The following is a 24,740-nucleotide window of genomic DNA, read 5'->3' as shown; positions in this document are numbered from 1 at the left end:
TTGCTTGCTCAACTAGTCGTGCTCCCATGACCGGACGGGCGCCCGGCGGCTAGGGTTTTGGCCCCGGACGTCCCGGCCGAGTTCTGGGCGAGTGCAGGAGGGCAAGTGCCGCGCGAGCCGATGGACGTGGTCGACCGTGGCTCCGCCTGCCTGTTGGCGGGCGCGCTGGGCGATGCGCTCGGCGCGCCCATCCAGTACCTGGGGTGGGCGGACATCCAACGGGACCACGGCCCGGAAGGTGTCCTGGAACCGCCGCGCCCCGCGTTGGTCACCGACGACACGCAGCTCACGCTGTTCACCGCGGACGGCTACCTGCGGGCGTGGGTGCGCGGCCGGACCACCGGCGACTGGGACCCGGTCGAGGTCGTCTGGCAGAGCTACCGCCGGTGGTTGGTCACCCAGCAGGTGGCCGCGCCCGAGGTGGGCGCCGTGGGCCTCGTCGGCGACGAACGGCTGTACTCGAGCCGGTCGCCGGGCCTGACGTGCCTGCGCGCCCTGGCCGCCGACACACCGCCGACGCCCGAGGAACCGCACAACGAGTCGTCCGGCTGCAACGGTGTCACCCGCACCGCCCCCGCCGGCTTCGCGCCCAGCGCGGAGATCGCCTACGACCTCGGGTGCAGGTTCGCCGCGCTGACCCACGGCGGCACCGGCGGTTGGGTGTCCGGCGGGGCGTTCGCGCTGCTCATCCACCTGCTGGCGGTGCGAGGACGGCCCATCCGCGAAGCCGTCGACCAGGTGATCGGGCGGGTGCTGCGCGACGACCCGTACACGGCGAACACGCTGAACCGGGCCGTGGTGTTCGCCGACGAGCACCGGGCGCTCGGCTTCGACTCGGTGCGGGTCGACCGCCTGGGCAGCGGCTGGACCGGGCCGGAGGCGCTGGCGATCGCCGTGCACACGGTCCTGGTGTTCCCGAAGCGGGCGCAGTTCGTGGACGCGCTGCGGGCGGCGGCCAACCACTCGGGCGGCAGCGACGCCACGGCCGCGTTGACCGGGAACGTCCTCGGCGCCCTGCACGGCACGGCCGCGCTGCCGAGGGACTGGCTGGCGGGCCTGGAGCTGGTCGACCTGCTCACGCGGCTGGGCGCGGACCTGGGTCGCTCGGTGACGGGGCAGGAATTCGACCACAGCCGGTACTCGTGACACGGGTGTAGCCGGCCTCGGCACGCACGTTCCCGAATGCGTGCGACCGAGGCCGGCTCTCCACGCGATCTGCGCAGGGACACGCCCCGAGCGCGGAACCCGGCTGACCTGACCGTGGAGCGGGAAACCCGTGGCGGAACCGTAGCAGAGCGCGTGTGCGCGATCACAGGCGGCCCACCTCTTTAACAATGTGAACCACCACACTCGTGTCGGAGCACGCCGCGGGTCGGCTGTCGCGATCCTGTCGACTCGCTGTCGACCGGTCCCCCACCGGGCCGATGGCCTCGCCCGCCGGGTGGGGGTGCCGCACCATGGGCGCGTGGACAAGGGCACTTCGGTTCGACTGCTCGTGGTGGACGACGAGCCGCACATCGCGGACCTCGTGGCGACGGTGGCGCGGTACGAGGGCTGGCAGGCGGTGACGGCGGGCAGCGGTGAGGCCGCGCTGCGCACCGCCGCCGACTTCCACCCGGACATCGTCGTGCTCGACCTGATGCTGCCCGACCTGGACGGCTTCACCGTGCTGGACCGGCTGCGGTCGGCGGGCGCGATGGTGCCGGTGGTGTTCCTGACCGCCCGCGACGGCACCGCCGACCGGGTCGCGGGCCTGACCCGCGGCGGTGACGACTACCTGGTCAAGCCGTTCTCGGTGGAGGAGCTGATGGCGCGGCTGCGGGCCGTGCTGCGGCGGTCGACCGGGCCGACCTGGAAGCGGTCGGTGCTGAAGGTGTCCGATCTGGCGATGGACGAGGACACCCGCGAGGTGCGGCGGGGCGGCCGGTTGATCACGCTCACGCCGACCGAGTATGAGTTGCTGCGCTACCTGATGCGCCGGTCACCGGCCGTGCTGACGAAGGCCCAGATCCTCGACCACGTGTGGGAGTACGACTTCGGGGGCCGGTCCAACGTGGTGGAGCTGGTCGTCTCGCACCTGCGGCGCAAGCTGGACGACGGCGGCGAGCCGCTGATCCACACCGTGCGCGGCGTGGGTTACGTGCTGCGTCGAGCCGCGCGGTGACGCGCCGCCGCCTGCGGCTGGGTACGCGCCTCGCTCTCGGCCTCGGCGCGCTGGCCCTGGCGGTGTTCGCGGTCGTCGGCACGGTGATGGCGCGCAGCATGCAGGACTACCTGGAACACCGGCTGGACGCGCAGATGGAGACCACGCAGGTCTCGCTGAAGAAGGACCTCGCCAAGAACGGCGCGGTCAAGGGCAAGGCGTACGGCTGGTACTCGGTCGTCTACGACGTGCGCGACGGGCGGGCGACGCCGCGCAACCCGGACGACCTGCCCGCCGACGCCGACGAGCTGACCGCCGCGGCGCTGGACGTCGACGGCGTGGACCCGGTCTACCGGACCGAGTACCTGTACGGCGACGGCACGTACCGGCTGCGCGGCTGCCCGGTGTCCGACGGGGTGGTGCTGGTCAGCGCGGCGCCGATGAACGACATCACCACCACGGTGCGGCAGCTGGTGCTCGTGGAGGTGGCGACGTTCCTGCTCGCGCTGATCGCGTTCGTGGTGATCGGGCGGGCGGTGCTGCGGCGGGGGTTGCAGCCGTTGAGCGACATGGCCCGGACCGCGCACGACATCACGTCGCACGACCTGACCGACTCGGCCCGGCTGCCGGTGCGCGCGGAAGGCGGCAACGGCGGCGTGGAGGTCGAGGAGCTGCGCACGGCGTTCAACACGATGTTGGACCACATCGACGTGTCGCTGGCCGCCCGGACCGCCGCCGAGCAGCGGTTGCGGCGGTTCATCGCGGACGCGTCGCACGAGCTGCGCACGCCGTTGACCTCGATCCGGGGTTACGCGGACCTGTTCCGGTACGCGGCGGCGAACGCGCCGGAGGAGCGCGAGGCGCACCTGGAGAGGTTGCGGTCGGAGGCGGCGCGGATGAGCGTGCTGCTGGACGACCTGCTGCTGCTCGCCCGGCTGGACTCGGCGGAGGTGGAGGCACCGCTGCGGCCGGCCGACGGCGACCTGGCCGCGTTGGCGCGGGAGGCGGCGGACGCGTTCCGCGCGGCGCGCCCGACGCACCCGCTGACCCTGACCGTGCCGGACGAGCCGGTGCGGCTGGCGTTCGACCCGCTGCGGTTGCGGCAGGTGGTGGACAACCTGCTGGCCAACGCCGCCGTGCACACGCCGGCGGGCACGGCGGTGTCGCTGTCGGTGGCCGCGGCGCCGGGGTCGGCCGTGCTGCGGGTGAGCGACACGGGGCCGGGCATCGCGGCCGCCGACCAGCGCCGCATCTTCGACCGGTTCTACCGGGTGGACGATTCGCGCACGCGTGATCGCGGGGGCAGCGGGCTGGGGCTGGCGGTGGTGCACTCCCTGGTCACCGCGCACGGCGGCACGGTGGAGCTGACCAGCCGACCGGGCCGGACCGTGTTCACGGTGACGCTCCCCCGCTAGCCGGCGTTGGAGGACTCAGCCCACAGGTCGATGCCCGAGTCGACGGCGTGCACGTCGATCCGCTCGATCTCGTCGTCGGTGAGCGGTGGTCCGTCCAGCGCGGCCACGTTCGCCTCCAGCTGGCCCACGCTGCTCGCACCGATGAGCACCGACGTGACCCGCTCGTCCCGCAACGCCCAGGTCAGCGCGAGCTGCGCCAACGACTGCCCCCTGGACGCCGCGATCTCGTCCAACGCCCGCACGTGCGCCAGGTTGGCCTCGGTCAACAGGTCTTCGGACAGCGACTTGCCCTGCGTGGCGCGCGAGCCCGCGGGCACGCCGTCGAGGTACTTGTCGGTCAACATGCCCTGCGCGAGCGGCGAGAACGCGATGCAGCCCACGCCCAGCTCGCCCAGGGCGTCCAGCAGGTCGTTCTCGATCCAGCGGTTGAGCATCGAGTACGAGGGCTGGTGGATCAGCAGCGGCACGCCCGCCGTGCGCAGCAGCTCCGCCGCCTCGCGGGTCTTGGTCGCCGAGTAGGACGAGATGCCGACGTAGAGCGCCTTGCCCTGCTGCACGGCGCTGACCAGCGCGCCGACCGTCTCCTCCAGCGGCGTGTCCGGGTCGAACCGGTGCGAGTAGAAGATGTCGACGTGGTCCAGGCCGAGCCGGGACAGGGACTGGTCCAGCGAGGACAGCAGGTACTTGCGCGAGCCCCACTCGCCGTACGGTCCGGGCCACATGTCGTAGCCCGCTTTGGTGGAGATCACCAGCTCGTCGCGGTGCGGCCGCAGGTCGTCGGCCACCACCCGGCCGAAGTTGACCTCCGCCGAGCCGTAGGGCGGGCCGTAGTTGTTGGCCAGGTCGAAGTGCGTCACGCCGAGGTCGAACGCCCGGCGCACGATCGCCCGGCCCGACTCGTACGGCCGGTCGTCGCCGAAGTTGTGCCAGAGGCCGAGCGACACGGCGGGCAGCTTGAGCCCGCTGCGCCCGCACCGTCGGTAGGTCATCCGGTCGTACCGCGAGGCGTCGGGTAGGTAGGCCATGGTCGAACCCTGGCACGACTCGCGGCGGTCCGCGCCACGACGGGCATCACTACCCTGGCGCCATGGCCGACGTCCGCCCCGCCCGCTTCCGCCGATTATCGAGAGAGCTGCTCTGGCTGGCCCCGATGACCGCGGTCACCACCTTCATCTCGGTCGTGATCCTGCGCTCGCCCAACCACGAGGACCTCGTCGCGATCGTCGGCATCGTGCTGGCCGTCCTGGGCATCGCGATCGCGTTCGGCATCTACCGGGCCCAGGGGATGAACGGCGGCACGCCAAACCCACCGGCCACGATCGGCCCGAGGTGGCACGCGCTGTCCTACGTGTTCTCCGCGGTCCTGATCGCCGCGTCCTTCGTCTACCCGTTCCCGGAGTCCGACGACGACCCGGCGGTCTTCTTCGGCAAGGACGAGATCAGGATCGGCGTCAACGGGCGGCTGCCGGGCTGGAGCCTGAGCGAGAACGGCTCGCGGACCGGCTTCGACATCCGGTTGGCCCAGTTCCTGATGCGGAAGTTCGGCGTCGATTCCGAACGCGTGCGATACGTGGACCTGTCCCAGGAGATGCGCGAGCACCAGTGGGACGGCACCGTCGGCGAGGCCGAGCGCGTCGACCTCGTCATCTCGGCCTTCTCCATGACCGCCCTGCGGCTGGACAAGTTCGGCATGGCCGGGCCGTACTACATCGACGTGTCGAACGTCTTCACGAACCGGGAGAAGGGCCCCGTGCCGCGCAACAGCCAGGACACCCGGGGCTGCGCGGTGGCGGGCACCACCGGGTTGAGCGCGATGGACGAGCAGAAGGAACGGCTCCTGTGCGAGCACAACGCCGTGCTGACGATCGACCACCCCCGCTACTTGAACGAGTGCTTCGAACCCTTCTTCGACCCCGACGACCCGACCAAGTTCATCGCGTCGGACTGGAGCGTCATCCGCGCGTTCCAGGAGCCGGACGACCCCACCGTGCTGACCGTCGACGACTCGCAGGAGCCGGTCTACGACATGCCCGAGCCGGCGGCCACCGACCCGAGCAGGCAGCTCTACGGCGTGGCCATCCCGCCGCACCACCCCACCCTGTGCCGGGCGCTGACCAACGCCATCCACGAGTTCGTCAACACCGAGTGGGACACCGCGTTCCGCGAGACCCTGGGGCACCGCAAGCTCACCGCCGGGTGGCACAAGCCCAGGGAGAGCGAGTTCACGCTGGACCTCTGCCTGCACAAGCAGGTCGGCCGGACCGGCTGAGCGGCGGGACCGCGGCGGCCCCGCTAAGATCATCTCGGACGCCGCCGACCAGCGTGATCGCGGTCGGGGTGGAGCCGGTGGCGGGACTTGAACCCGCAACCTTTCGCTTACAAGGCGAGTGCTCTGCCAATTGAGCTACACCGGCGTGGCCAGGAGGCCGGGAACATCGTAAGCGCCCGCACGGGGTGCTACCTGCGGCGAACGGTCTGCTCACGGTGGGCCCTCGTTGGTCCGTCCGGACGTCCCGGGTACCGTCCGGGTGGTCCCGGGCACCCACAAAACCCCTGGCCAGCGGTATCAACAGTATTCAACTCACAGTGATCAAGTCATCCGGTCCAGGTACCCCGTCCAGGGGTGGCGCATGACACAGCCTCGAATCCGACACGGTCGGGCGTGGCGGCCGGGCGAGTGAGGGAGGTGACGCCGGGTGCGGCTGTGGCGCCGGCGGTTCGAGCACGCCGAGCAGGCCCGACCGGTCGAAGGACCGTCCCTCCCGGACGACTCGACCGTCCACCTGGTACTCGACCTGGCCCTGCGCGTCGGCGAGGCGCAGATGGCCGGCGGGGCGGGCGCGGCCGACGTGACGGCCACCATCCTGGCGGTCACCAACGCGTACGGCCTGCCCCACACCGAGGTCGACGTGATCTACACGTCGATCACCGTCTCCTGCCACCGCGGCACGGAGGCCGCGCCCGTCACGTCCATGCGCGTGGTGCGCGGCCGCAGCGTCGACTACACCCGGCTCGCCGCCGTGGAGGACCTGATCCGGCGGATCACCACCGACGGCACCACCGCCGCGGAGGCCTCCGCCGAGATCGACCGGATCAGCCGCGCCGACCACCCCTACCCGCGCTGGGTGGCCACGCTGGCGTGGGCGGGCATGGCGGGCGCGGTGGCGTTGCTGGTCGGCGGCGGACCGCTGCCGGCCGCGATGGCGGCCGTGGTCACGGCGACCGTCGACCGGGTCGGGCGCGTGCTCAACCGGCGCGGGCTGCCGTTCTTCTTCCAGCAGGTCGTCGGCGGGGCGCTGGCCACGTCGGTGGCGGTGGCGATGTACGCGACGGACCTGCTGCCGAGCGTGCGGCCGTCGTTGTTGATCGCCACCGGGATCGTGGTGCTGCTGTCCGGCCTGTCGCTGGTCGGCACCGTGCAGGACGCCATCACCGGCTACAACGTCACCGCCGCCGGCCGCACGGTGGAGGTCGCGCTGCTCACCGCGGGCCTCATCGCGGGCATCGCGCTGACCCTGCGCGCGGGCGTGCAGCTCGGCGTGCGGACCAACATCGCCGACCCGCTGCCGCCGCTGATCTCCGACGTGCCGGTGCAGTTCGCGGCGGGCGCGGCCACCTCCGCGTTCTTCGCCCTGGCCAGCTACGCCCCGCCGCGCGCGCTCCCGGTGGCCGCCGCCGCGGGCGCGGTCGGCACGGCGACCTACGGCCTGCTCGCGCTGACCGGCACGAACGCCATCGCCAGTGCCGCGGTCGCGGCCACCGCGGTCGGGTTCGGCGGCACGATCGTGTCCCGTCGGCTGCGCATGCCGCCCCTGCTGGTGGCGGTGGCCGGCATGGTGCCGCTGCTGCCCGGCTGGACCACCTACCGGGGCCTCTACCAGCTGACCGCGGAGGGCGACGCGGCCGGTTTGTCGACCCTCGTGCTGGCCGCCGGCACCGCGCTCGCGCTCGCGAGCGGCGTCGTCCTGGGTGAACATCTGGGTCGCCCCGTCCGCACCGGGCTGGGCCGGTTGGCCGCCCGTTCCCGGCGCTGACCGCGTGAACACCGGCTTTCCACGTGAGCTCGCCCACCTGGGAAGCTTTCGTCAAGTCAACACAGTGTGACGGGGCCGACGACAGGGCATCCAACCTGCGCGTTCCCACTAACCTCGACGGTGGGCGAGACGAATCCCTTAGGAGGCGCTACCCGGTGAGCAGCATTGGCGAGAACGGCGCGGATTTCCTGGTCGTGGCCAACCGCCTGCCGGTTGACCTGGAGCGCCTGCCCGACGGCACGCAGCGCTGGAAGCACAGCCCCGGCGGTCTGGTGACCGCGCTGGAGCCGTTCCTGCGCACGCACAGCGGCGCTTGGGTCGGCTGGCCGGGCATCGCGGACGCCGAGGTCGAGGCGTTCGAGGAGGACGGCCTCCAGCTGCACCCGGTGGCGTTGAGCGCCGCCGAGGTCGCCGACTACTACGAGGGCTTCTCCAACGGCACGCTCTGGCCGCTCTACCACGACGTGGTCGCGCCGCCCGCGTTCCACCGGCGCTGGTGGAACGCCTACGTGCGGGTCAACCAGCGCTTCGCCGACGTGACGGCGAAGGTGGCCGCCCAGGGCGCCACCGTGTGGGTGCAGGACTACCAGCTGCAACTGGTGCCGGCCATGCTCCGCGAGCTGCGCCCGGACCTGCGCATCGGCTTCTTCCTGCACATCCCGTTCCCGCCGGTCGAGCTGTTCATGCAGCTGCCGTGGCGCACGGAGATCATCCGCGGGCTGCTCGGCGCGGACCTGGTCGGCTTCCACCGGCCCGGCGGCGCGCAGAACTTCCTCTGGCTGGCCCGCCGCCTGGTGGGGCTGGAACCGAGCCGCGGCGCGGTCGGCGTGCGCACCAGGCCCGGTGTCGTCCAGGTCGGAGACCGCACTGTGCGGGTCGGGGCATTCCCGATCTCTATCGACTCGGCGGGCCTGGACGCGCTCGCCCGCGACAAAGAAGTCCAAAAACACGCGAAACAAATCCGCGAAGACCTCGGGAATCCGAAGAAGATCCTGCTCGGTGTGGACCGCCTCGACTACACCAAGGGCATCGACGTGCGCCTGCGCGCGCTGCACGAACTGCTCGCCGACGGCCGCGTGGACCCGAGCGAGGTCACCATGGTGCAGCTCGCCACGCCCAGCCGCGAACGCGTCGAGCACTACAAGCAGATGCGGGGCGAGATCGAGCAGGCGGTCGGCCGGATCAACGGCGAGTTCTCCACCGTCGGCCACCCCGTGGTCCACTACCTGCACCAATCGGTCAACCGGCGGGAGTTGACCGCGTTCATGACCGCCGCGGACGTCATGGTGGTGACTCCGGTGCGTGACGGGATGAACCTGGTGTGCAAGGAGTACGTCGCCACGCGCTACGACCTCGGCGGCGCGTTGGTGCTCTCCGAGTTCGCCGGCGCGGCGGCCGAACTCACGAGCGCCTTCCTGGTCAACCCCCACGACCTGGACGGCGTGAAGAACGCGCTGGATGCCGCCCTCACGCTGGATCCGGCCGAAGGCCGCCGTAGGATGCGCGCGCTGCGCCGCCAAGTCCTCACGCACGACGTCGACCGATGGGCTCGATCGTTTCTTGATGCCTTGGGCACGCAGTCCACGATCTGAATCAGTTCAGACCGAACTATCACCCACCTGTCCCACCGAGCATTGAGGAGGGGCGTTGACCGCCGAGGCCCTCCCCGCCGAACTCCGTCGTGCGATCGTGCAGTTGGCACGCACACCGCGCCTGCTGGTCGCCTGCGACTACGACGGGACATTGGCTCCGATCGTGGCCAACCCAGAGGACGCCCGCCCGCTGCCCGAGTCGGTGGGCGCGCTGCGCTCCCTGGCCGGTCTGCACGAGACGACGACGGCGGTGATCTCCGGGCGCGCCCTGCGCGACCTGGCGACGCTGTCACGCCTGCCGTCCGAGGTGCACCTGGTGGGTTCCCACGGGTCCGAGTTCGACGTCGGTTTCGTGCACGCGCTGGACGCTGACGCGAAACAACTGCACCGCCGCCTGGAAACCGGATTGGAGGAGATCGTCGCCGGCCACGAGGGCGTGGGCCTGGAGGTCAAGCCCGCGAGCATCGCGGTGCACGTGCGCCGTGCCGACCCCGCCGTGGGGGAGCGGGTTCTGGACGACGTCCGCACCGGTCCGGCCACCTGGGACGGCGTGCAGGTCACCGAGGGCAAGGCCGTGATCGAGCTGGCCGTGGTGCAGACGGACAAGGGCCACGCCCTGGACGTCCTGCGGCACCGCGCGTCGGCGACCGCGGCCGTGTTCGTCGGTGACGACGTGACCGACGAGAAGGCGTTCGCCCGGCTCAGCGGGCCCGACGTCGGCATCAAGGTCGGCGACGGCGAGTCGCTGGCCCAGTACTTCGTCGACGACACCCTCGACGTGGCCACCGTGCTGGCGTTCCTGCTGGAGGAGCGGCGGGCGTGGCTGCACGGCGACCAGGCCGTGCCGATCGAGCGGCTCACCATGCTCGCCAACGAGCGGTCGGTCGCGCTGCTGACCCCCGACGCCAGGCTGAACTGGCTGTGCCACCCGGAGCCGGACTCGGCGGCGGTGTTCGCCGACCTGCTCGGCGGACCGGCCGCCGGCCACTTCTCGATCAAGCCGGAGCACGGCTCGCTGCCGCTGGGCCAGCGGTACGTGCCGGGCACGATGATCGTGGAGACCCGCTGGTCGCGGCTCCTGGTCACGGACTACCTCGACCACGACCTTGCCTCGCACCGCACCGACCTGGTGCGGCGGGTCTCCGGCTCGACCAACGCGGTGATCACGTTCGCGCCGCGGCCGGAGTTCGGCCAGGTGCCGGTGCGGCTGCTGCGCGAGCGCGACGGCCTGCGGATCGTGGGCACCTCGGACCCGATGGTGCTGCGCTCACCCGGCGTCGACTGGCAGATCACCTCCGACGGCATCCAGGAGACCGCGACGGCCGTCGTGCGCCCCCGGGAGGGCGCGCCGATCCTGCTGGAGCTGCGCTGCGGCACGGACGACCTGTCCGAGGCCACCCTGGGCGAGCCGGAGCGGCGCGCGCGGGCCGGCGCGTTCTGGTCGGACTGGGCGGCGACGCTGAAGCTGCCGCCGGTCGAGTCGGACCTGGTGCTGCGGTCGGCGTTGACCTTGAAGGGCCTGGTGCACCACGACACCGGCGCGATCATGGCCGCCGCCACCACCTCGCTGCCCGAGGAGCTGGGCGGCATCCGGAACTGGGACTACCGGTACTGCTGGCTGCGCGACGCGGCGCTGACCGCCCAGGCCCTGGTGTCGGTCGGGTCGTTCGGCGAGGCGGAGGCGTTCCTGGGGTGGGTGCACGGGGTCCTGTCGACCCTGCCCGGCCCCGAGCGGCTGCACCCGCTGTACACGTTGCAGGGCACCATGCTGGGCGCCGAGGCGGTCATCGACACGCTCCCCGGTTACGCCGGGTCGCGGCCGGTGCGCGTGGGCAACCTGGCCAACCAGCAGGTGCAGCTGGACGTGTTCGGGCCCGTGGTGGACCTGGTCGTGCAGCTGGCCGCCGCGCGCGGCTCGCTGACCGACCAGGACTGGCTGATGGTGCAGGCGATGGCCGAGGCGGTCGCCCGCCGTTGGCACGAGCCCGACCACGGCATCTGGGAGGAGCGGCACGCGCCGCGCCACCACGTGTACTCGAAGGTCATGTGCTGGGTGACCCTCGACCGGGCGGTGACGCTGGCCGAGAACTACGGGCGGGAGATCGACCCGTCGTGGCCGGTGCTGCGCGACACCATCTCCAACGACGTGCTCAAGCACGGGTGGAGCGAGGACGCGCAGTCGTTCACCACCGCGTACGACGGCGACGACCTGGACGCGGCGTCGCTGCACGTCGGGCTGTCGGGTCTGATCGACCCGACCGACGACCGGTTCCAGGCCACCGTGACCGCGATCGAGGCCGAGCTGCGGTCCGGTTCCACGGTCTACCGGTACCGGCGTGACGACGGCCTGCCCGGCGACGAGGGCGGCTTCCACCTGTGCGCGGCGTGGATGATCGAGTCCTACCTGCTCACCGGGCGGCGCACCGAGGCCGAGGAGCTGTTCGCGCAGATGGTGGACGCGGCCGGGCCGACGGGCCTGCTGCCCGAGGAGTACGACCCGATCGCGGAGCGCTCCCTGGGCAACCACCCGCAGGCCTACAGCCACCTGGGGCTGATCCGCTGCGCGCAGTTGCTGGCGGCCACGAAGTAAGTGCTTTCCGCGGACGGCGCCCGGTCACGATCGGGCGCCGTTCGCTATTTCGTGAGCTTGAGCAGTTGCAGCGCGTCGAGCAGGTCGTGCGCGACGAGCGTCCGCGTCCCCTGGGGCAGCGGCCCGGCGTCCGGCGGCACCAGGGCCTTGGTGAAGCCGAGCCGGGCGGCCTCGGTGAGCCGGCGGCCGACGCCGTTCACCCGGCGCAGCTCACCGGACAGGCCGACCTCGCCGACCACGACGAGGTCGTGCGGCAGGGGCAGGTCGGTGGCCGCCGAGGCGACCGCCAACGCCACCGCGAGGTCCACCGCGGGCTCGACCAGCCGCATGCCGCCGACGGTGGCGGTGAAGACGTCCTTGTTGCCCAACCCGACCTTGCCGCGCTTCTCCAGCACGGCCAGGACCATGGCCAGGCGGGCCGAGTCGAGGCCGCTCACCGCGCGCCGGGGCGCGGGCAGGGCGGTCGGCGTGACCAGCGCCTGCACCTCACCCAGCATCGGCCGCTTGCCCTCCACGACGACCGTGACGGCGGTGCCGGACACCGCCTGGTCGCGGCGGTGCAGGAACAGGCCGGACGGGTCGGGCACGCCCGCGATGCCGTCGTCGCGCAACTCGAAGCAGCCGACCTCGTCGGCCGGGCCGAACCGGTTCTTCACGCCGCGCAGCAGCCGCAGCGTCGAGTGCCGGTCGCCCTCGAACTGCAGCACCACGTCCACCAGGTGCTCCAGCACGCGCGGCCCGGCGACCGAGCCGTCCTTGGTCACGTGGCCGACCAGCACCACGGGCAGCCCGCGTTCCTTGGCGACCGCGATCAGGCCCGCCGTGACGGCGCGGACCTGGCTGACCCCGCCGGGCGCGCCGTCGACCGCCGGTGAGGACATGGTCTGGACGGAGTCCACGATGAGCATGCTCGGCTTGACCGCGTCGACCTGGCCGAGGACGGCGGAGATGTCGCTCTCGGCGGCCAGGTAGATCTCGTCGTGCAGGTTGCCGGTCCGGTCGGCCCGCAACCGCACCTGGCCCGCCGACTCCTCACCGGTGACGTAGAGGCAGCGGCCGACCGACAGCGCCCACTGGTGCGCGACCTCCAGCAGCAGGGTCGACTTGCCCACCCCCGGCTCGCCCGCCAGCAGCACCACGGCGCCCGGCACCAGCCCACCGCCGAGCACCCGGTCCAGCTCCAGCACACCGGTCGAGACCGCGCGGGCGGACTCGATGTCGACCTGCGCGATGGGCCGGGCCTCGCTGCTCGGCGTGCCGGCGAGGAACCGCGGCGCGGCGGAGGCGCCCCGCTCCTCCACGGTGCCCCAGGCCTGGCACTCCGGGCACCGCCCGACCCACTTGGACACCTCGTGCCCGCACTCGGCGCAGCGGTACGTCGGCCTGGCCACCCGTGCTGTCTTCGCCACGGCACGGAGGCTATCCGGCACCCCCGACAACGCCGCCGGCTCGTGCGCTTCCCCCCGGGCGCGGGCAAAGAAGAGCAGGGGCTCCCTGGACGGGAACCCCTGCTCAGCAGTTCGGTGGTGGGCTCAGTGCTCCGAGGGAGCGTCCTCGCGCGGTTCCGGCGAGGCGGCGATCGGCAGCTCCAGGGTCAGCTCGCCCGCCTTCTCGAACAGGAACGTGACGCGGATCGTCTGGCCCGGCCGCAGCGGCTTCTTCAGGCCCTTCAGCACGATCTTGACCGCGCCCGGCTCGGTCGGGTCCACCGACGACGGCAGCTTCGTGCCGGTGGTCGGCGGCGCCGAGATGGAGGTGCCGCTACCCGACGTCGGCGTCGCCGAGCCCGTGGTGGTCGTGGTCGCCGTCGCCGAGCCGGAAGCGGACGGCGTGGTGGTGGTCGTCGCCGTGGCGTGGGAGTCCGACGGCGAGTGCGAGTCCGACGGCGAGTGGGACGCCGGGGCCGAGTGCGACGCAGAGGAGGCCGGCTTGGTCGTCGTGGCGTGGCTGCCCGCGTCGTCCTGGTCGGCGCCGCCGAGGATGGCCGAGCCCGGCTCCAGCCGCGCGTCGCCGGTGACCTGGGCGGGCGCGGAGAACTCGCTGGTCACGCCCAGCAGCGTGTCCGCGGTGGTGCCGTTGTTCGCGATCACGACCGTGATCGGCGCGTCGTCGCCGTCCTCGTAGGCGCCGTGCGCCGTCGGGAACAGGAACTGCGCGTCGCGGACGGCGATGTCTCCCACCTGCCCGTTGGCCCCGTTGACGACGGCCACCTGGGTGTCCGTCTGCGTGACCTGACCTGCGCTGCAACCCGCGGCGGCCAAGCCGAGGCCCGTCGCCAGGGCGACCGCCGCGGCCAAGCGGCGCGACGCGGTGGACTTCTGGAGTGCGCGACCCACGGCTGCTCGGATCCTTCCGGTGTGCTGACGAGGCGGGTCGTACCCGGTAGCACTGGGTCCGACCACCAGTGCTGGAGCCTAACGGGGTGGCCCCGGACCTGCGGCATGTGGTGCCCAACCCCACGCCGGCCCCCTCGCCCGCACGTCCACAGTGGAGCAAGATCGACCTCGGGTGTTGCATGCGACCGGGTGATTTGTCAAGCCCCCTCGCGGCCCTGACCAGCGCTAACCGATCTCCGGACGCCGAAGAGGGGATTGCTCGGCGTGTTAGGATGGGGTTAGCGAAAGGGGCAGAGGACACATGGTTTTCAAGGTCGGAGAGACCGTCGTCTACCCGCACCACGGTGCCGCTCTCATCGAAGCAATCGAGACCCGCGTGATCAAGGGCGAGGAGAAGAAGTACCTCGTCCTCAAGGTTGCCCAGGGCGACCTCACGGTCCGCGTCCCCGCCGACAACGCCGAGATCGTGGGCGTGCGCGACGTCGTCGGCCAGGAGGGTCTCGACAAGGTCTTCGAGGTCTTGCGTGCTCCCCACACGGAGGAGCCGACCAACTGGTCCCGGCGGTACAAGGCCAACCTGGAGAAGCTCGCGTCCGGTGACGTGAACAAGGTGGCCGAAGTGGTGCGCGACCTCTGGCGGCGCGAGAAGGATCGCGGACTGTCCGCTGGTGAGAAGCGGATGCTGGCGAAGGCACGACAGATACTGGTTAGCGAACTGGCGCTGGCCGAGGGCACCGACGAGGACAAGGCCGAGGTCCTCCTCGACGAGGTCCTGGCTACCGCGTCCTGATCGTTCCACCAACATTTCGGAAACCGCGAACATGGGTGTGGTCGCGCTCGTGCCCGCGGCGGGCCGGGGTGAGCGGTTGGGCTATGGCATGCCCAAGGCGCTCGTGCCGGTCGACGGCGTTCCGCTGCTCGTGCGTGCGGTGCGTGGCCTTCTCGACTCCGGCTGCGTGCGGCACGTAGTCGTCGCCGCACCGCCGTCCGATGTGGACATTGTGAGTACCGTCACCGCCCCGTTGGCCCCAGCCGACGGGGCGGTGCACGTCGTGGCCGGTGGCGCCGAGCGGTCGGACTCGGTGCGCCTGGCTCTAACGTACGCGCTGCGTGAGATCCCCGACACTTCCATCGTGCTCGTTCACGACGCCGCCCGCGCGTTCACGCCGCCCGCCGTGGTAAGGGCCGTCGTGGAGGCCGTCGCCGCTGGTCACCCGGCGGTCATCCCGGTGCTGCCGGTGGCGGACACGGTCAAGGAGGTCGACGGCGACGGTGTCGTGGTCGCCACACCCGACCGGTCGTCGCTGCGCGTCGTGCAGACCCCGCAGGGTTTCGACGCGGCCGTGCTGCTGCGCGCGCACGACGCCGCCCACGAGGCCGGGTCGGGTGCGACGGACGACGCGGGCCTGGTGGAACGGCTCGGCGTGCCGGTCGTCACCGTGCCCGGCCACCCCGACGCGATGAAGATCACCACGAAGTTCGACCTCGCCGTGGCCGAGGCGCTGCTGGTCGGGAACGAGGGAGCACCGTGATACCCAGGGTGGGCATCGGCACGGACGTCCACCAGGTGGAACGCGGCCGCGAGTGCTGGTTGGCCGGCCTGCGCTGGGAGGACGCGGACGGTTGCGCCGGCCACTCGGACGGTGACGTGGCCGCGCACGCGCTGTGCGACGCGTTGCTGTCCGCCGCGGGGTTGGGCGACCTGGGCGCGGTGTTCGGCACGAGCGACCCGCGGTGGTCCGGCCGGCACGGCGTGGAGTTCCTGGCCGAGGCCCGCCGCCTGGTCGAGGAGGCCGGCTACCAGGTCGGCAACGCCGCCGTGCAGGTCATCGGCAACGCGCCGAAGATCGGCAGGCGCCGGGACGAGGCGCAGGAGGTGCTGTCCGCGGCGGTCGGCGGCCCGGTGTCGGTGAGCGGCACGACCACCGACGGCCTGGGGCTGACCGGGCGGGGCGAGGGCATCGCCGCCATCGCGACCGCGTTGATCGTCCCGCTAGCCTGAGCCGCATGGCGGTCACCCTCAGCGCGGCGACGCGCGCCCTGCTCGACGAGCGGAACTACGTCGTGCTGGCCACGCTCAACCCGGACGGCAGCCCGCAGACATCGGTGCTGTGGGTCGCCCGGGACGGCGACGACCTGTTGTTCTCGACGCTGCGCGACCGCGCGAAGGAACGCAACCTCCGGCGCGACCCGCGGGCCAGCGTGAGCGTGTGGAGCAACGCCGACCCCGAGGTCTACGCGGAGATCCGGGGCACCGTGACCATCGCCGACGACACCGACCGCGCCCTGGCCAACGCCCTCTCCCGGAAGTACACGGGCCAGGACTTCCCCACCGAGTCCCCCGACAAGCTCCGCGTCGTCCTGCGCCTGACCCCGACCAAGGTCACCGGCAACGCCACCTGAGCCACCCCCTCCCCCTTTCCTCGCCCCCTGCCGCGAGGTCGCGTCGCCCGCCGTCCGCGGAGCAGCGGCAATCCAACACAGTGAGGCTGGTCTCGGTTCGCCTGCGGGGTGAGACCTCCGATGTCCGGACCACGTAGCGTGTTTTCCGTGACGATCCGCGCCGTGCTCTTCGACTTCTCCGGCACCCTGTTCCGCTTGGAGCACGACTCGCTGGCCGCCCACGCCGAGCTGATGCTCGCGCTCACCGCGCCCGTCGGCGTGGCGGAGGGCCTGGACGTCGATCCCGAGCAGTGGGAACGCCGCGACCTCGACCCCGACGCCCACCGCGAGATGCACCTCGCGGTGCTGACGAAGGCGGGCGCGAAGGATCCGGACCAGTTCTACGCCGACCTGTGCAGCCCGCCGTTCTGGCAGCCCTACCCGGACACCGCGCAAGCGCTTGGCAGCGAGGTGCCGACCGCGGTCGTCAGCAACATCGCCTGGGACGTGCGCGCCGTCTTCGCACGTCACGGCGTCGAGAGCCGGGTGGACGAGTTCGTCCTGTCCTACCAGGAGGGCGTCGCCAAGCCGGACCCGAAGATCTTCCGCATCGCCTGCGACCGCCTGGGCGTGCACCCCAGCGAGGCGCTGATGATCGGCGACAGCGCCGTGGCGGACGGCGGCGCGGCGGCCGTCGGGTGCGCGGTGGAGATCGTCGAGCCGCTCCCCACCGGCAGCCGCCCGGACGCTCTGCTGCAGGTCCTGCGCAAGCACATTTGACCGGGCGATTCAACCCCCGGCGGTCATCGCCCGTACCATCTCCACGTGAGCCTCCACCTATTCGACACCGCGACCCGGTCCATGCGGGAATTCGTCCCGCAGGTCAGCGGAACGGCGTCGATCTACGTGTGTGGGGCCACGGTGCAGGGCGTTCCGCACATCGGGCACGTGCGCAGCGGCCTCAACTTCGACGTGCTGCGGCGCTGGCTGGGCCGTGACGGCTCGACCGTGCGGCTGGTGCGCAACGTCACCGACGTCGACGACAAGATCCTCGCCAAGGCGGCCGAGCACGGCGCCGAGTGGTGGGAGTGGGCCTACCGCAACGAGCTGGCGTTCGACGCCGCCTACGACGCGCTGGGCTGCCTGCCCGCCTCCTACTCGCCGCGCGCGACGGGCCACGTCACGCAGATGGTCGAGCTGATGGAGCGCCTCATCGAGAAGGGCCACGCGTACGCCTCCGAGGGCGACGTGTACTTCTCGGTGACGTCGTTCCCCGAGTACGGCGCGCTGTCCGGGCAGAAGCTGGACGAGGTGCACCAGGGCGAGTCCGCCGCGACCGGCAAGCGCGACGCGCGCGACTTCACGCTGTGGAAGGCGGCGAAGCCGGGCGAGCCGTCGTGGCCGACGCCGTGGGGTCCGGGCCGGCCGGGCTGGCACCTGGAGTGCTCGGCGATGGCGACCGCGTACCTCGGCGGCACGTTCGACATCCACGGCGGCGGCATCGACCTGATCTTCCCGCACCACGAGAACGAGCAGGCGCAGTCGCGGGCGGCCGGTGACGGGTTCGCCCGGTACTGGATGCACAACGCCTGGGTCACCATGGGCGGCGAGAAGATGGCCAAGTCGCTCGGCAACACGGTGTCGATCCCGGCGATGCTGGAGCGGGTGCGGGCGCCCGAGCTGCGGTACTACCTGGTGGGGCCGCACTACCGGTCGCACATCGAGTACTCGCCCGAGGCGTTGGACGAGTCGGTGTCGGCCTACCGCCGGATCGAGTCGTTCCTGCGGCGCGTGGTCGAGCGCACCGGGGCCGTGGACGTGACCGGCGAGCTGTCGCCCGCGTTCGTGGCCTCGATGGACGACGACATGGGCACGCCCGGCGCGTTGGCCGCGATCCACAAGCGGCTGCGCGAGGGGAACACGGCCCTGGAGTCGGGTGACGACCTGGGCGCGCGTGCCGCGGCCGAGTCCGTGCGCGCGATGACCGACGTGCTCGGGTTGGACCCGCTGTCACCGCGGTGGCACGACGCCGCGGCGGGTGGCGCGGGCAGGCACGCGCTGGGCGTGCTGGTGGACCGGCTGCTGGAAGAGCGGTCGCAGGCCCGCAAGGACAGGGACTTCGCGCGCGCGGACGCGCTGCGCGATCACCTGCTGCTGGCCGGTATCGCCGTCGAGGACACCCCCGACGGTCCGTTGTGGACGTTGAAGGACGACTGAGCTCGTGGCTGGTAACTCCAAGCGCCGGGGCGCCATGCGCAACCCCGGCTCCAAGAAGGGCGCGGTCGTCGGTTCCGGCGGGCAGAAGTCGAAGGGCTTGCAGGGCAAGGGCCCGACGCCCAAGGCGGCGGAACGACCGAACCACCCCGCGTACAAGCGCGCCACCGCGGCGGCGAAGGCCGACCAGGTCCGCACGCAGCGGCGCAAGGCCGCCGAGAACGGCCCGGAGACCGTGGCCGGGCGCAACCCGGTGGTCGAGTGCCTGCGTGCGGGCATCCCGGCGACGGCGCTGTACGTGGCGCTGGGCATCGACGCGGACGACCGGGTCGCCGAGGCGGTGCAGCTGGCGGCCACCCGCGGCATCTCGGTGCTGGAGGTGCAGCGCGGTGAGCTGGACCGGATCACCGGCGGCGCGATGCACCAGGGGCTCGGGCTCCAGGTGCCGCCGTACGAGTACACCGAGCCGCGGGAGCTGCTCAAGATCGCGAACCAGTCCGGTCGGCCGCCGTTGCTGGTGGCGTTGGACGGGGTGACCGACCCGCGCAACCTGGGTGCGGTGGTGCGGTCGGCGGCGGCGTTCGGCGCGCAGGGGGTCGTGCTGCCGCAGCGCCGTTCGGCGGGGATCACCGCGGTGGCGTGGCGGACCAGCGCGGGCACGGCGGCGCGGATGCCGATCGCGGTGGCGACGAACCTGACCCGTCAGCTCAAGGAGTGGGCCGAGGCCGGGCTGATGATCATCGGCCTGGACGCGGACGGCGACGTGGACGTGGACGGGCTGGACCTGGCCACCGGGCCGCTGGTGGTCGTCGTCGGTTCCGAGGGCCGGGGGCTGTCTCGCCTGGTCAAGGAGACGTGCGACCAGACGGTGTCCATCCCGATGGCGGCCGGCGTGGAGTCGTTGAACGCCTCCGTCGCGGCCGGTGTCGTGCTGGCCGAGGTCGCCCGCCGACGCCGCCTGGACGTCCGCGCCTGACCTGAGCGTTGAACTCGGGGTACCTGAACGTAGGACTCTCGCGTTCTGAACGTAGGACTCTCGCGTGAGTCGTACGTTCAGGGTGCGTGAGTCGTACGGTCGGGGACGGTGAGTTCGGCGTTCGGGGTGGGTCGGCGTGTGAGGTGGGACGGTTTGTGAGTGATCCGCGTCGGGAGCGCGTGAGCGGCGGATAAGGTCTGCGGCGATGTCCTTCGCCAGCCCGTTGTTCCTGTGGTTCTTCCTCCCGGTCGTGCTCGCGACCGTCCTCGCCACGCCCAGGAACTGGCGCAACGGCGTGGTCGCCGTGGCGAGCCTGCTGTTCTACGTCTCCGGCGCGGGCGGGACGACGTTGCTGCTGCTGGCCTGCATGGCGGGCAACTACCTGGCCGGGCGGCGGCTGGAGCCGGGCGCCCCCGGCGACCGCAGGCTGGTCCTGGTCGGCTCGATCGCGCTCAACCTGGGCGTGCTGCTGATCTGGAAGTACGCCGGGTTCGCCACCGAGCAGCTGCACGACATCGCCGCCGTCGTCGGCGCCGACCTGCCGGTGGTCGAGCTCGCGCTGCCCATCGGCATCTCGTTCTACACGTTCCACCACATCTCATACGTGGTCGACGTCTACCGGGGCGAACGCCCGGCGCTGCGCGACCCGGTCGCGTTCGTCACCTACATCGCGATGTTCCCGCAGCTCGTGGCGGGCCCGATCGTGCGCTTCCGGGAGATCGCCGACCAGCTGCCGCAGTCGCGGATGCACCGCTGGGACGACGTCGCGGCGGGCTTCCCCCGGTTCGCCCTGGGGCTGTGCAAGAAGGTGATCATCGCCGACTCGCTCGCGCCGATGGTGGACGCCTGCTTCGCCACCCCGGCCGACGAGATGACCACGTCGATCGCCTGGCTCGGCGCGATCGGCTACACGCTCCAGCTGTACTTCGACTTCTCCGGCTACTCGGACATGGCCATCGGCCTGGGCCGCATGCTCGGCTTCCGGCTGCCGGAGAACTTCGCCCGCCCCTACTCGTCGGTCACGATCACCGAGTTCTGGCGCCGCTGGCACATGTCGCTGTCGCGCTGGTTCCGCGACTACGTCTACATCCCGCTCGGCGGCAACCGCGGCGGCGTGCTGCAGACGTACCGGAACCTGTCGATCGTTTTCGTGCTCACGGGTTTCTGGCACGGCGCCAACTGGACGTTCCTGGCGTGGGGTTTGTTCCACGGCGGGCTGCTCGTGCTGGAGCGCCGATTCGGCTGGGATTCACCGCCGGTCACTACGCGTACCCGAATTGCCCGCCGGGCCTTGACCATGTTGCTGGTGGTAATCGGCTGGGTGTTCTTCCGATCCGCCGACCTCGGTACGGCGTTCACAATCCTCGGCCACCTGCTGTGGCCGGATTTCGGCGGGCTGACCGAAGCCGTGGCCGCCGTGGCGACCAATCAGCGGATTGTTCTGCTGGTGCTCGCGCTGGCGATTGTCGCAATGCCCGACCACCCGGTGAGCGGGCCTTACCTGGAGTCTTCGCGGGACAAGATCGCCACCGCGGCCAGGGTCTCCCTGATGACGCTGGGCGTCGGCTACGCGGCGATCCTGGTGGCGAGCGGCACGTTCAGCCCGTTCCTGTACTACCAGTTCTGAAGATCGACACGCGGCCAATGTTCAACAATTGACTCGTCACCCGGGCGAGGCGAGTCGGCGACGGCAGGAACGCGCTGGCCCGGTCGGACCAGCGCCGCCGTACCCCAATGGCGCCCCGATCGACGTAGGGTAGGCGAGGATTGCTCACGCCGTGTCACCTACCGTCAACTGTGAAGAATAAGTGGGCGATTTTTCGCCGTTGTAACTACTTTATGTAACCGACCTGCTCCGTTCGGGTACACAGTGTGGTAGGACAGAGATTGCACATCCGGCAGCTTCTACCGTGCTAACCGAGGGAATTGTTACTTCGGGTGGGGGTAACGTGACTCACTCATCGGGGCCGACCAACCTGGGGGAGTTGTGACTTCCGGGGGGACCATCCGCGCGCTCGTGGGCAACCGCGAGTTCCGCGGCATGTGGATCGGCTCGACGGTGTCGACCGTCGGCGACCAACTCGCGGCGGTGGCCCTGTCGCTCCTGGTGTTCGAGCGCACCCAGTCGGCGGCGTGGACCGCCCTGACCTGGTCGTTGACGCTGTTCCCGCCGCTGGTCTCCGGCCCGCTGCTGGGCTGGGTCGCGGACCGCTTCCCCCGCCGCACGGTGATGGTGTGGTGCGCGTGGCTGCAAGCCGCCCTGGTCGGCCTGATGGCCGTGCCGGGCGTGCCGCTGTGGGTGATGATCGTGCTGCTGGTCATCGTCCTGATGATCTCGTCGCCGTTCCTGGCCGCCCAGGAGGCGAGCCTGCCCCACGTGCTGCCGGAGAAGCGCTACGACGACGGCGTGGCCGTGTTCGGCACCTCTGTGGACATCGCCCAGATGGCCGGCCTGGCCGCCGCGGGCTTCCTGGTCATCGGCACCAGCGCCAACATCGCGCTCGCGATCGACGCGGCCACGTTCGTGTGGGTGGCGATCGTGGTGCAGCTGTCGGTCAAGCACCGACCGGCCGCCGACCCGCGCGGCGCCAAGCGGGATCCCGAAGGACCCAGGGGTGCGTTCACGCTGCTGGTCACCGAACCCCGGCTGCGCAGCCTGATGGGCATGCGCCTGCTGGCTGGTCTGGCCATGGTTCCCGAGGGACTCGCCGTGCCCCTGGCGGCGAGTCTGGACGCGGTGTGGGCCGTCGGCCTGATCCTGGCGATCGAGCCCGCCGCCAACGTCCTCGGCGTGGCCGTGCTGTTCCGGGTGGTGCGCGATCCGGCGAAGCGCGAGCGGCTCATCGGTCCGCTCGCCATACTGTCCTTGGCCCCTCTGGTCATGTTCGCGCTGAACCCGAACCTGACCTGGACCATCGCACTGCTGGTCATAGCAGGTATGGCCGGTGCGTATCACACGCCCGCGCGTTCGGCGTGGATGCGCATCCTGCCCGACGCCTACCGCGGTCGGGCGTACGGCATCGGCCGTGCCGCGCTGCGCTCGTCGCAGGGCGGCGGCATGGCGCTGGCCGGCGTCGTGGCGCACTCGATCGGCTCGGTGACCGCGACGATCGCGGGTGCAGGCGGCATCGGGCTGTTGCTCGCCACTCAGGCGACCGTAGCCTGGCGACGGGCCCGCACCCGGAACGATCCGAAGGCGGTGGCGATCTGAAACGGACTCATCACATATCGCGATTGTCAAACATGAAGGACCCCTCGGCTGCGGCCCGCTAGCCCGCGGGCACGTACGGTGAACATTCGGTCCGGGATGGAGGGAGGTGGTCACATGTCGCGGTTGCGCATGGCGAACACCTCCTCAGTGCGCATCTCGGGCACGGACGTGCCGCTGCGAACGGCGTTCGCCACGCGACGCCGGGCAGAGGGTAGGGGGTCGTGGTGAAGAACAGTTTGACTGACCAGAACGCATCTGGGGCAGTCGGCCGGCCCTCGATTCGCAACTGGGATCTGTGGACGTTGCGACCGGCCGCACTGGTGTACTTCTTCGTCATCGAATCGGCCGTAGCGGCTGCCGCCGTTTGGCTGCTCACCGGCCTGGACTCGGTCTCGAACGCCGACTGGCTGCGATTCGGCGCGGTGATGTTCGCGATCACCGTGCACCTGATGATCGTCCGCCGGGCCGAGGAGTCGCGGCGCAACGAGTCGGCCGGTCCGCACATCGACCTCACGTCGGTGTGGACGTTCGCCGCCGCGATCGCGCTGCCGGGCGCGCTGGCCGTGCTCGCCACGATCTGGATGCGCATCCTGATCCAGCCGATCGCGCGACGCCAGCCGTACCGGTTCGTGTTCAGCTCCGCGAGCATCCTCGGCGGCACCATGCTGGCGTGGGCCGTGGTGCACCTGTCCGGGCTGTCGCTGCTGGCCACCGGCCGCATCCCGACCGACCTGGGCCTGGTGCTCGTGCTCATCGTGGCCGGGGTGGTCAACTGGGGCGCGCAGGGCATGAACATCGCGATCGCGTTGAAGATCGTCACCCCGCACACCCGCATCCAGGAGTTCCTGGGCTCGCGGGCGGACAACATGCTGGAGCTCAGCACGCTGGGCGCGGGCGCCATGCTGGGCATGCTGATGACCACGCACTGGGTGGGCCCGCTGCTGCTGGTCTTCCCGGTCATCCTGGTGAACGCGCTGCTCTACCACGCGGCGCAGCGGCGGTCGCACCTCGAACGGCTGCTGCGCGAGCAGGAGCAGCTCCAGGCGCGGCTGGCCGAGGACGCGCACACCGACTACCGGACCGGGCTGCTCAACACCAACGGCCTGGCCGAGTACGGGGGCAGGCTCACCGAGCGCTGCCGCCACGACGGGCAGCCGGTGACCGTGCTGGCCATCGACCTGGACCACTTCAAGCGGATCAACGACACCTGGGGCCACCCGGCGGGCAACGCCGTGCTGGCCGAGGTCGGTCGGATCCTGCGGGAGAAGCTGCGGCCGGGCGACGTGGCCGGGCGCGACGGCGGCGAGGAGTTCGTCGTGGTGCTCGCCGACACGGGCCTGGCGCAGGGCACCGCCATCGCCGAACGGGTGCGCGAGGCGATCGGCGAGATGTCCGTGGTGACCACCGACAAGCACCGCAACACCGTGACCCTGCGGGGCCGGAACCTGCCGTTGACCGGGGACGGGCCGGACGTGCGCGCCATCTCGGCGTCCATCGGCGTGGCCGTGCTGCCGGACAACGGCGAGTGCCTCGTGGACGGGCAGCACTGCGCGGACGCGGCCCTCTACGCGGCCAAGGAGAACGGCCGCAACCAGGTCCGGGTGGCCGCCGGCGAGGTCCGGCTGCTGCCCGCGCCGCGGGTGGACCAGCCGGTGGGCGACGCCGCCGAGCAGGGCGCCGCCGAGGCGACCCGCACCGCGTAAGGCGCCGGAGACGCCCCGGGCGTGCTCGCGGTGGTGCCGGGCACGTCGGTCGCGCGCACGGCGAGGAGCACGCCCTGAACCACCACCGCGACCGCGGTGGTGGTTCGCGAGCGTGCTCGTGCTGGTCCGCATGGCACCCGTCTC

Annotated in this window: 20 protein-coding genes and 1 tRNA gene; 17 read left to right on the top strand and 4 right to left on the bottom strand. The window is 71.4% G+C overall.

The window, feature by feature from the left end; genetic code table 11:
* The first annotated feature begins 105 nt into the window (after positions 1-105).
* The 3 genes from ACYVLT_RS33315 (at position 106) to ACYVLT_RS33305 (ending at position 3,558) form a co-directional block, all read left to right on the top strand.
* Positions 106-1,146, top strand: a complete 1,041-nt coding sequence (locus tag ACYVLT_RS33315) for an ADP-ribosylglycohydrolase family protein (RefSeq protein WP_461124093.1) — start codon at positions 106-108, stop codon at positions 1,144-1,146.
* Between the two features lie 319 nt (positions 1,147-1,465).
* Positions 1,466-2,164, top strand: coding sequence for a response regulator transcription factor (locus tag ACYVLT_RS33310; protein ID WP_461124092.1), 699 nt, complete (start codon positions 1,466-1,468; stop codon positions 2,162-2,164).
* Complete coding sequence (locus ACYVLT_RS33305; RefSeq protein WP_461124091.1) at positions 2,161-3,558, top strand: sensor histidine kinase; 1,398 nt, start codon at positions 2,161-2,163, stop codon at positions 3,556-3,558. Before ACYVLT_RS33310 ends, ACYVLT_RS33305 begins: the two co-directional genes overlap by 4 nt.
* Here ACYVLT_RS33305 and mgrA read toward each other — a convergent pair.
* Positions 3,555-4,583, bottom strand: a complete 1,029-nt coding sequence (gene mgrA / locus ACYVLT_RS33300) for an L-glyceraldehyde 3-phosphate reductase (RefSeq protein WP_461124090.1) — start codon at positions 4,581-4,583, stop codon at positions 3,555-3,557. The genes ACYVLT_RS33305 and mgrA overlap by 4 nt on opposite strands.
* Before the next feature lie 62 nt (positions 4,584-4,645).
* Here mgrA and ACYVLT_RS33295 point away from each other — a divergent pair, with 62 nt between their 5' ends.
* On the top strand, positions 4,646-5,827 hold the full coding sequence (locus ACYVLT_RS33295) for a transporter substrate-binding domain-containing protein (protein WP_461124089.1): 1,182 nt from the start codon (positions 4,646-4,648) through the stop codon (positions 5,825-5,827).
* 69 nt (positions 5,828-5,896) lie between these two features.
* On the opposite strand, the gene ACYVLT_RS33290 is transcribed toward ACYVLT_RS33295, so the two are convergent.
* Positions 5,897-5,972, bottom strand: a tRNA-Thr gene (locus tag ACYVLT_RS33290).
* A gap of 282 nt (positions 5,973-6,254) precedes the next feature.
* On the opposite strand from ACYVLT_RS33290, the gene ACYVLT_RS33285 reads away from it, so the two are divergent.
* From ACYVLT_RS33285 to otsB, 3 genes are all read left to right on the top strand, one after another.
* Positions 6,255-7,592, top strand: coding sequence for a threonine/serine exporter family protein (locus ACYVLT_RS33285; protein ID WP_461124088.1), 1,338 nt, complete (start codon positions 6,255-6,257; stop codon positions 7,590-7,592).
* Positions 7,593-7,747: 155 nt separating this feature from the next.
* Positions 7,748-9,184 (top strand): alpha,alpha-trehalose-phosphate synthase (UDP-forming), encoded by a 1,437-nt coding sequence (locus tag ACYVLT_RS33280; protein ID WP_461124087.1) that lies wholly within the window; start codon positions 7,748-7,750, stop codon positions 9,182-9,184.
* Between the two features lie 55 nt (positions 9,185-9,239).
* Complete coding sequence (gene otsB, locus ACYVLT_RS33275; protein ID WP_461124086.1) at positions 9,240-11,774, top strand: trehalose-phosphatase; 2,535 nt, start codon at positions 9,240-9,242, stop codon at positions 11,772-11,774.
* A gap of 44 nt (positions 11,775-11,818) precedes the next feature.
* On the opposite strand, the gene radA is transcribed toward otsB, so the two are convergent.
* The gene (gene radA, locus ACYVLT_RS33270; protein ID WP_461124085.1) at positions 11,819-13,183 is read right to left on the bottom strand and encodes a DNA repair protein RadA; all 1,365 of its coding nucleotides are present in this window, start codon (positions 13,181-13,183) and stop codon (positions 11,819-11,821) included.
* Positions 13,184-13,306: 123 nt separating this feature from the next.
* A complete protein-coding gene (locus ACYVLT_RS33265; RefSeq protein WP_461124084.1) occupies positions 13,307-14,110 on the bottom strand; it encodes a hypothetical protein in 804 nt (267 codons plus the stop codon).
* Positions 14,111-14,411: 301 nt separating this feature from the next.
* Between ACYVLT_RS33265 and ACYVLT_RS33260 the strand changes: the two genes are divergently transcribed.
* The 10 genes from ACYVLT_RS33260 (at position 14,412) to ACYVLT_RS33215 (ending at position 24,596) form a co-directional block, all read left to right on the top strand.
* The gene (locus ACYVLT_RS33260; RefSeq protein WP_012782996.1) at positions 14,412-14,900 is read left to right on the top strand and encodes a CarD family transcriptional regulator; all 489 of its coding nucleotides are present in this window, start codon (positions 14,412-14,414) and stop codon (positions 14,898-14,900) included.
* A gap of 31 nt (positions 14,901-14,931) precedes the next feature.
* The gene (gene ispD / locus ACYVLT_RS33255; protein WP_461124083.1) at positions 14,932-15,642 is read left to right on the top strand and encodes a 2-C-methyl-D-erythritol 4-phosphate cytidylyltransferase; all 711 of its coding nucleotides are present in this window, start codon (positions 14,932-14,934) and stop codon (positions 15,640-15,642) included.
* Entirely contained in the window at positions 15,639-16,112 is a 474-nt protein-coding gene (gene ispF, locus ACYVLT_RS33250) for a 2-C-methyl-D-erythritol 2,4-cyclodiphosphate synthase (RefSeq protein WP_461124082.1), read from the top strand. The genes ispD and ispF overlap by 4 nt, the downstream gene beginning before the upstream one ends.
* Positions 16,113-16,117: 5 nt before the next feature.
* Entirely contained in the window at positions 16,118-16,513 is a 396-nt protein-coding gene (locus tag ACYVLT_RS33245) for a PPOX class F420-dependent oxidoreductase (RefSeq protein ID WP_461124081.1), read from the top strand.
* 147 nt (positions 16,514-16,660) lie between these two features.
* Positions 16,661-17,272 (top strand): HAD family hydrolase, encoded by a 612-nt coding sequence (locus tag ACYVLT_RS33240; protein WP_461124080.1) that lies wholly within the window; start codon positions 16,661-16,663, stop codon positions 17,270-17,272.
* Between the two features lie 45 nt (positions 17,273-17,317).
* The gene (cysS, locus tag ACYVLT_RS33235) at positions 17,318-18,709 is read left to right on the top strand and encodes a cysteine--tRNA ligase (RefSeq protein ID WP_461124079.1); all 1,392 of its coding nucleotides are present in this window, start codon (positions 17,318-17,320) and stop codon (positions 18,707-18,709) included.
* Between the two features lie 4 nt (positions 18,710-18,713).
* Complete coding sequence (rlmB, locus tag ACYVLT_RS33230) at positions 18,714-19,682, top strand: 23S rRNA (guanosine(2251)-2'-O)-methyltransferase RlmB (protein ID WP_360454214.1); 969 nt, start codon at positions 18,714-18,716, stop codon at positions 19,680-19,682.
* A 205-nt stretch (positions 19,683-19,887) separates the two neighbouring features.
* Positions 19,888-21,309 (top strand): MBOAT family O-acyltransferase, encoded by a 1,422-nt coding sequence (locus tag ACYVLT_RS33225; RefSeq protein WP_461124078.1) that lies wholly within the window; start codon positions 19,888-19,890, stop codon positions 21,307-21,309.
* A 360-nt stretch (positions 21,310-21,669) separates the two neighbouring features.
* A complete protein-coding gene (locus ACYVLT_RS33220; protein ID WP_461124077.1) occupies positions 21,670-22,893 on the top strand; it encodes an MFS transporter in 1,224 nt (407 codons plus the stop codon).
* 302 nt (positions 22,894-23,195) lie between these two features.
* A complete protein-coding gene (locus tag ACYVLT_RS33215) occupies positions 23,196-24,596 on the top strand; it encodes a GGDEF domain-containing protein (RefSeq protein ID WP_461124076.1) in 1,401 nt (466 codons plus the stop codon).
* Positions 24,597-24,740 lie beyond the last annotated feature (144 nt).

The sequence above is a fragment of the Saccharothrix stipae genome, from assembly GCF_054781895.1.
Note: the sequence above shows the minus strand (reverse complement) of the source record. Positions and strands in the feature narration are given on the sequence as shown.

What these genes read in the sequence shown, in the direction of transcription:
- mgrA (WP_461124090.1), bottom strand. Translation starts at nt 4,583, where the DNA reads ATGGCCTACCTACCCGACGCCTCGCGGTACGACCGGATGACCTACCGA.
- ACYVLT_RS33295 (WP_461124089.1), top strand. Translation starts at nt 4,646, where the DNA reads ATGGCCGACGTCCGCCCCGCCCGCTTCCGCCGATTATCGAGAGAGCTG.
- ACYVLT_RS33260 (WP_012782996.1), top strand. Translation starts at nt 14,412, where the DNA reads ATGGTTTTCAAGGTCGGAGAGACCGTCGTCTACCCGCACCACGGTGCC.
- ispD (WP_461124083.1), top strand. Translation starts at nt 14,932, where the DNA reads ATGGGTGTGGTCGCGCTCGTGCCCGCGGCGGGCCGGGGTGAGCGGTTG.
- ACYVLT_RS33245 (WP_461124081.1), top strand. Translation starts at nt 16,118, where the DNA reads ATGGCGGTCACCCTCAGCGCGGCGACGCGCGCCCTGCTCGACGAGCGG.
- ACYVLT_RS33225 (WP_461124078.1), top strand. Translation starts at nt 19,888, where the DNA reads ATGTCCTTCGCCAGCCCGTTGTTCCTGTGGTTCTTCCTCCCGGTCGTG.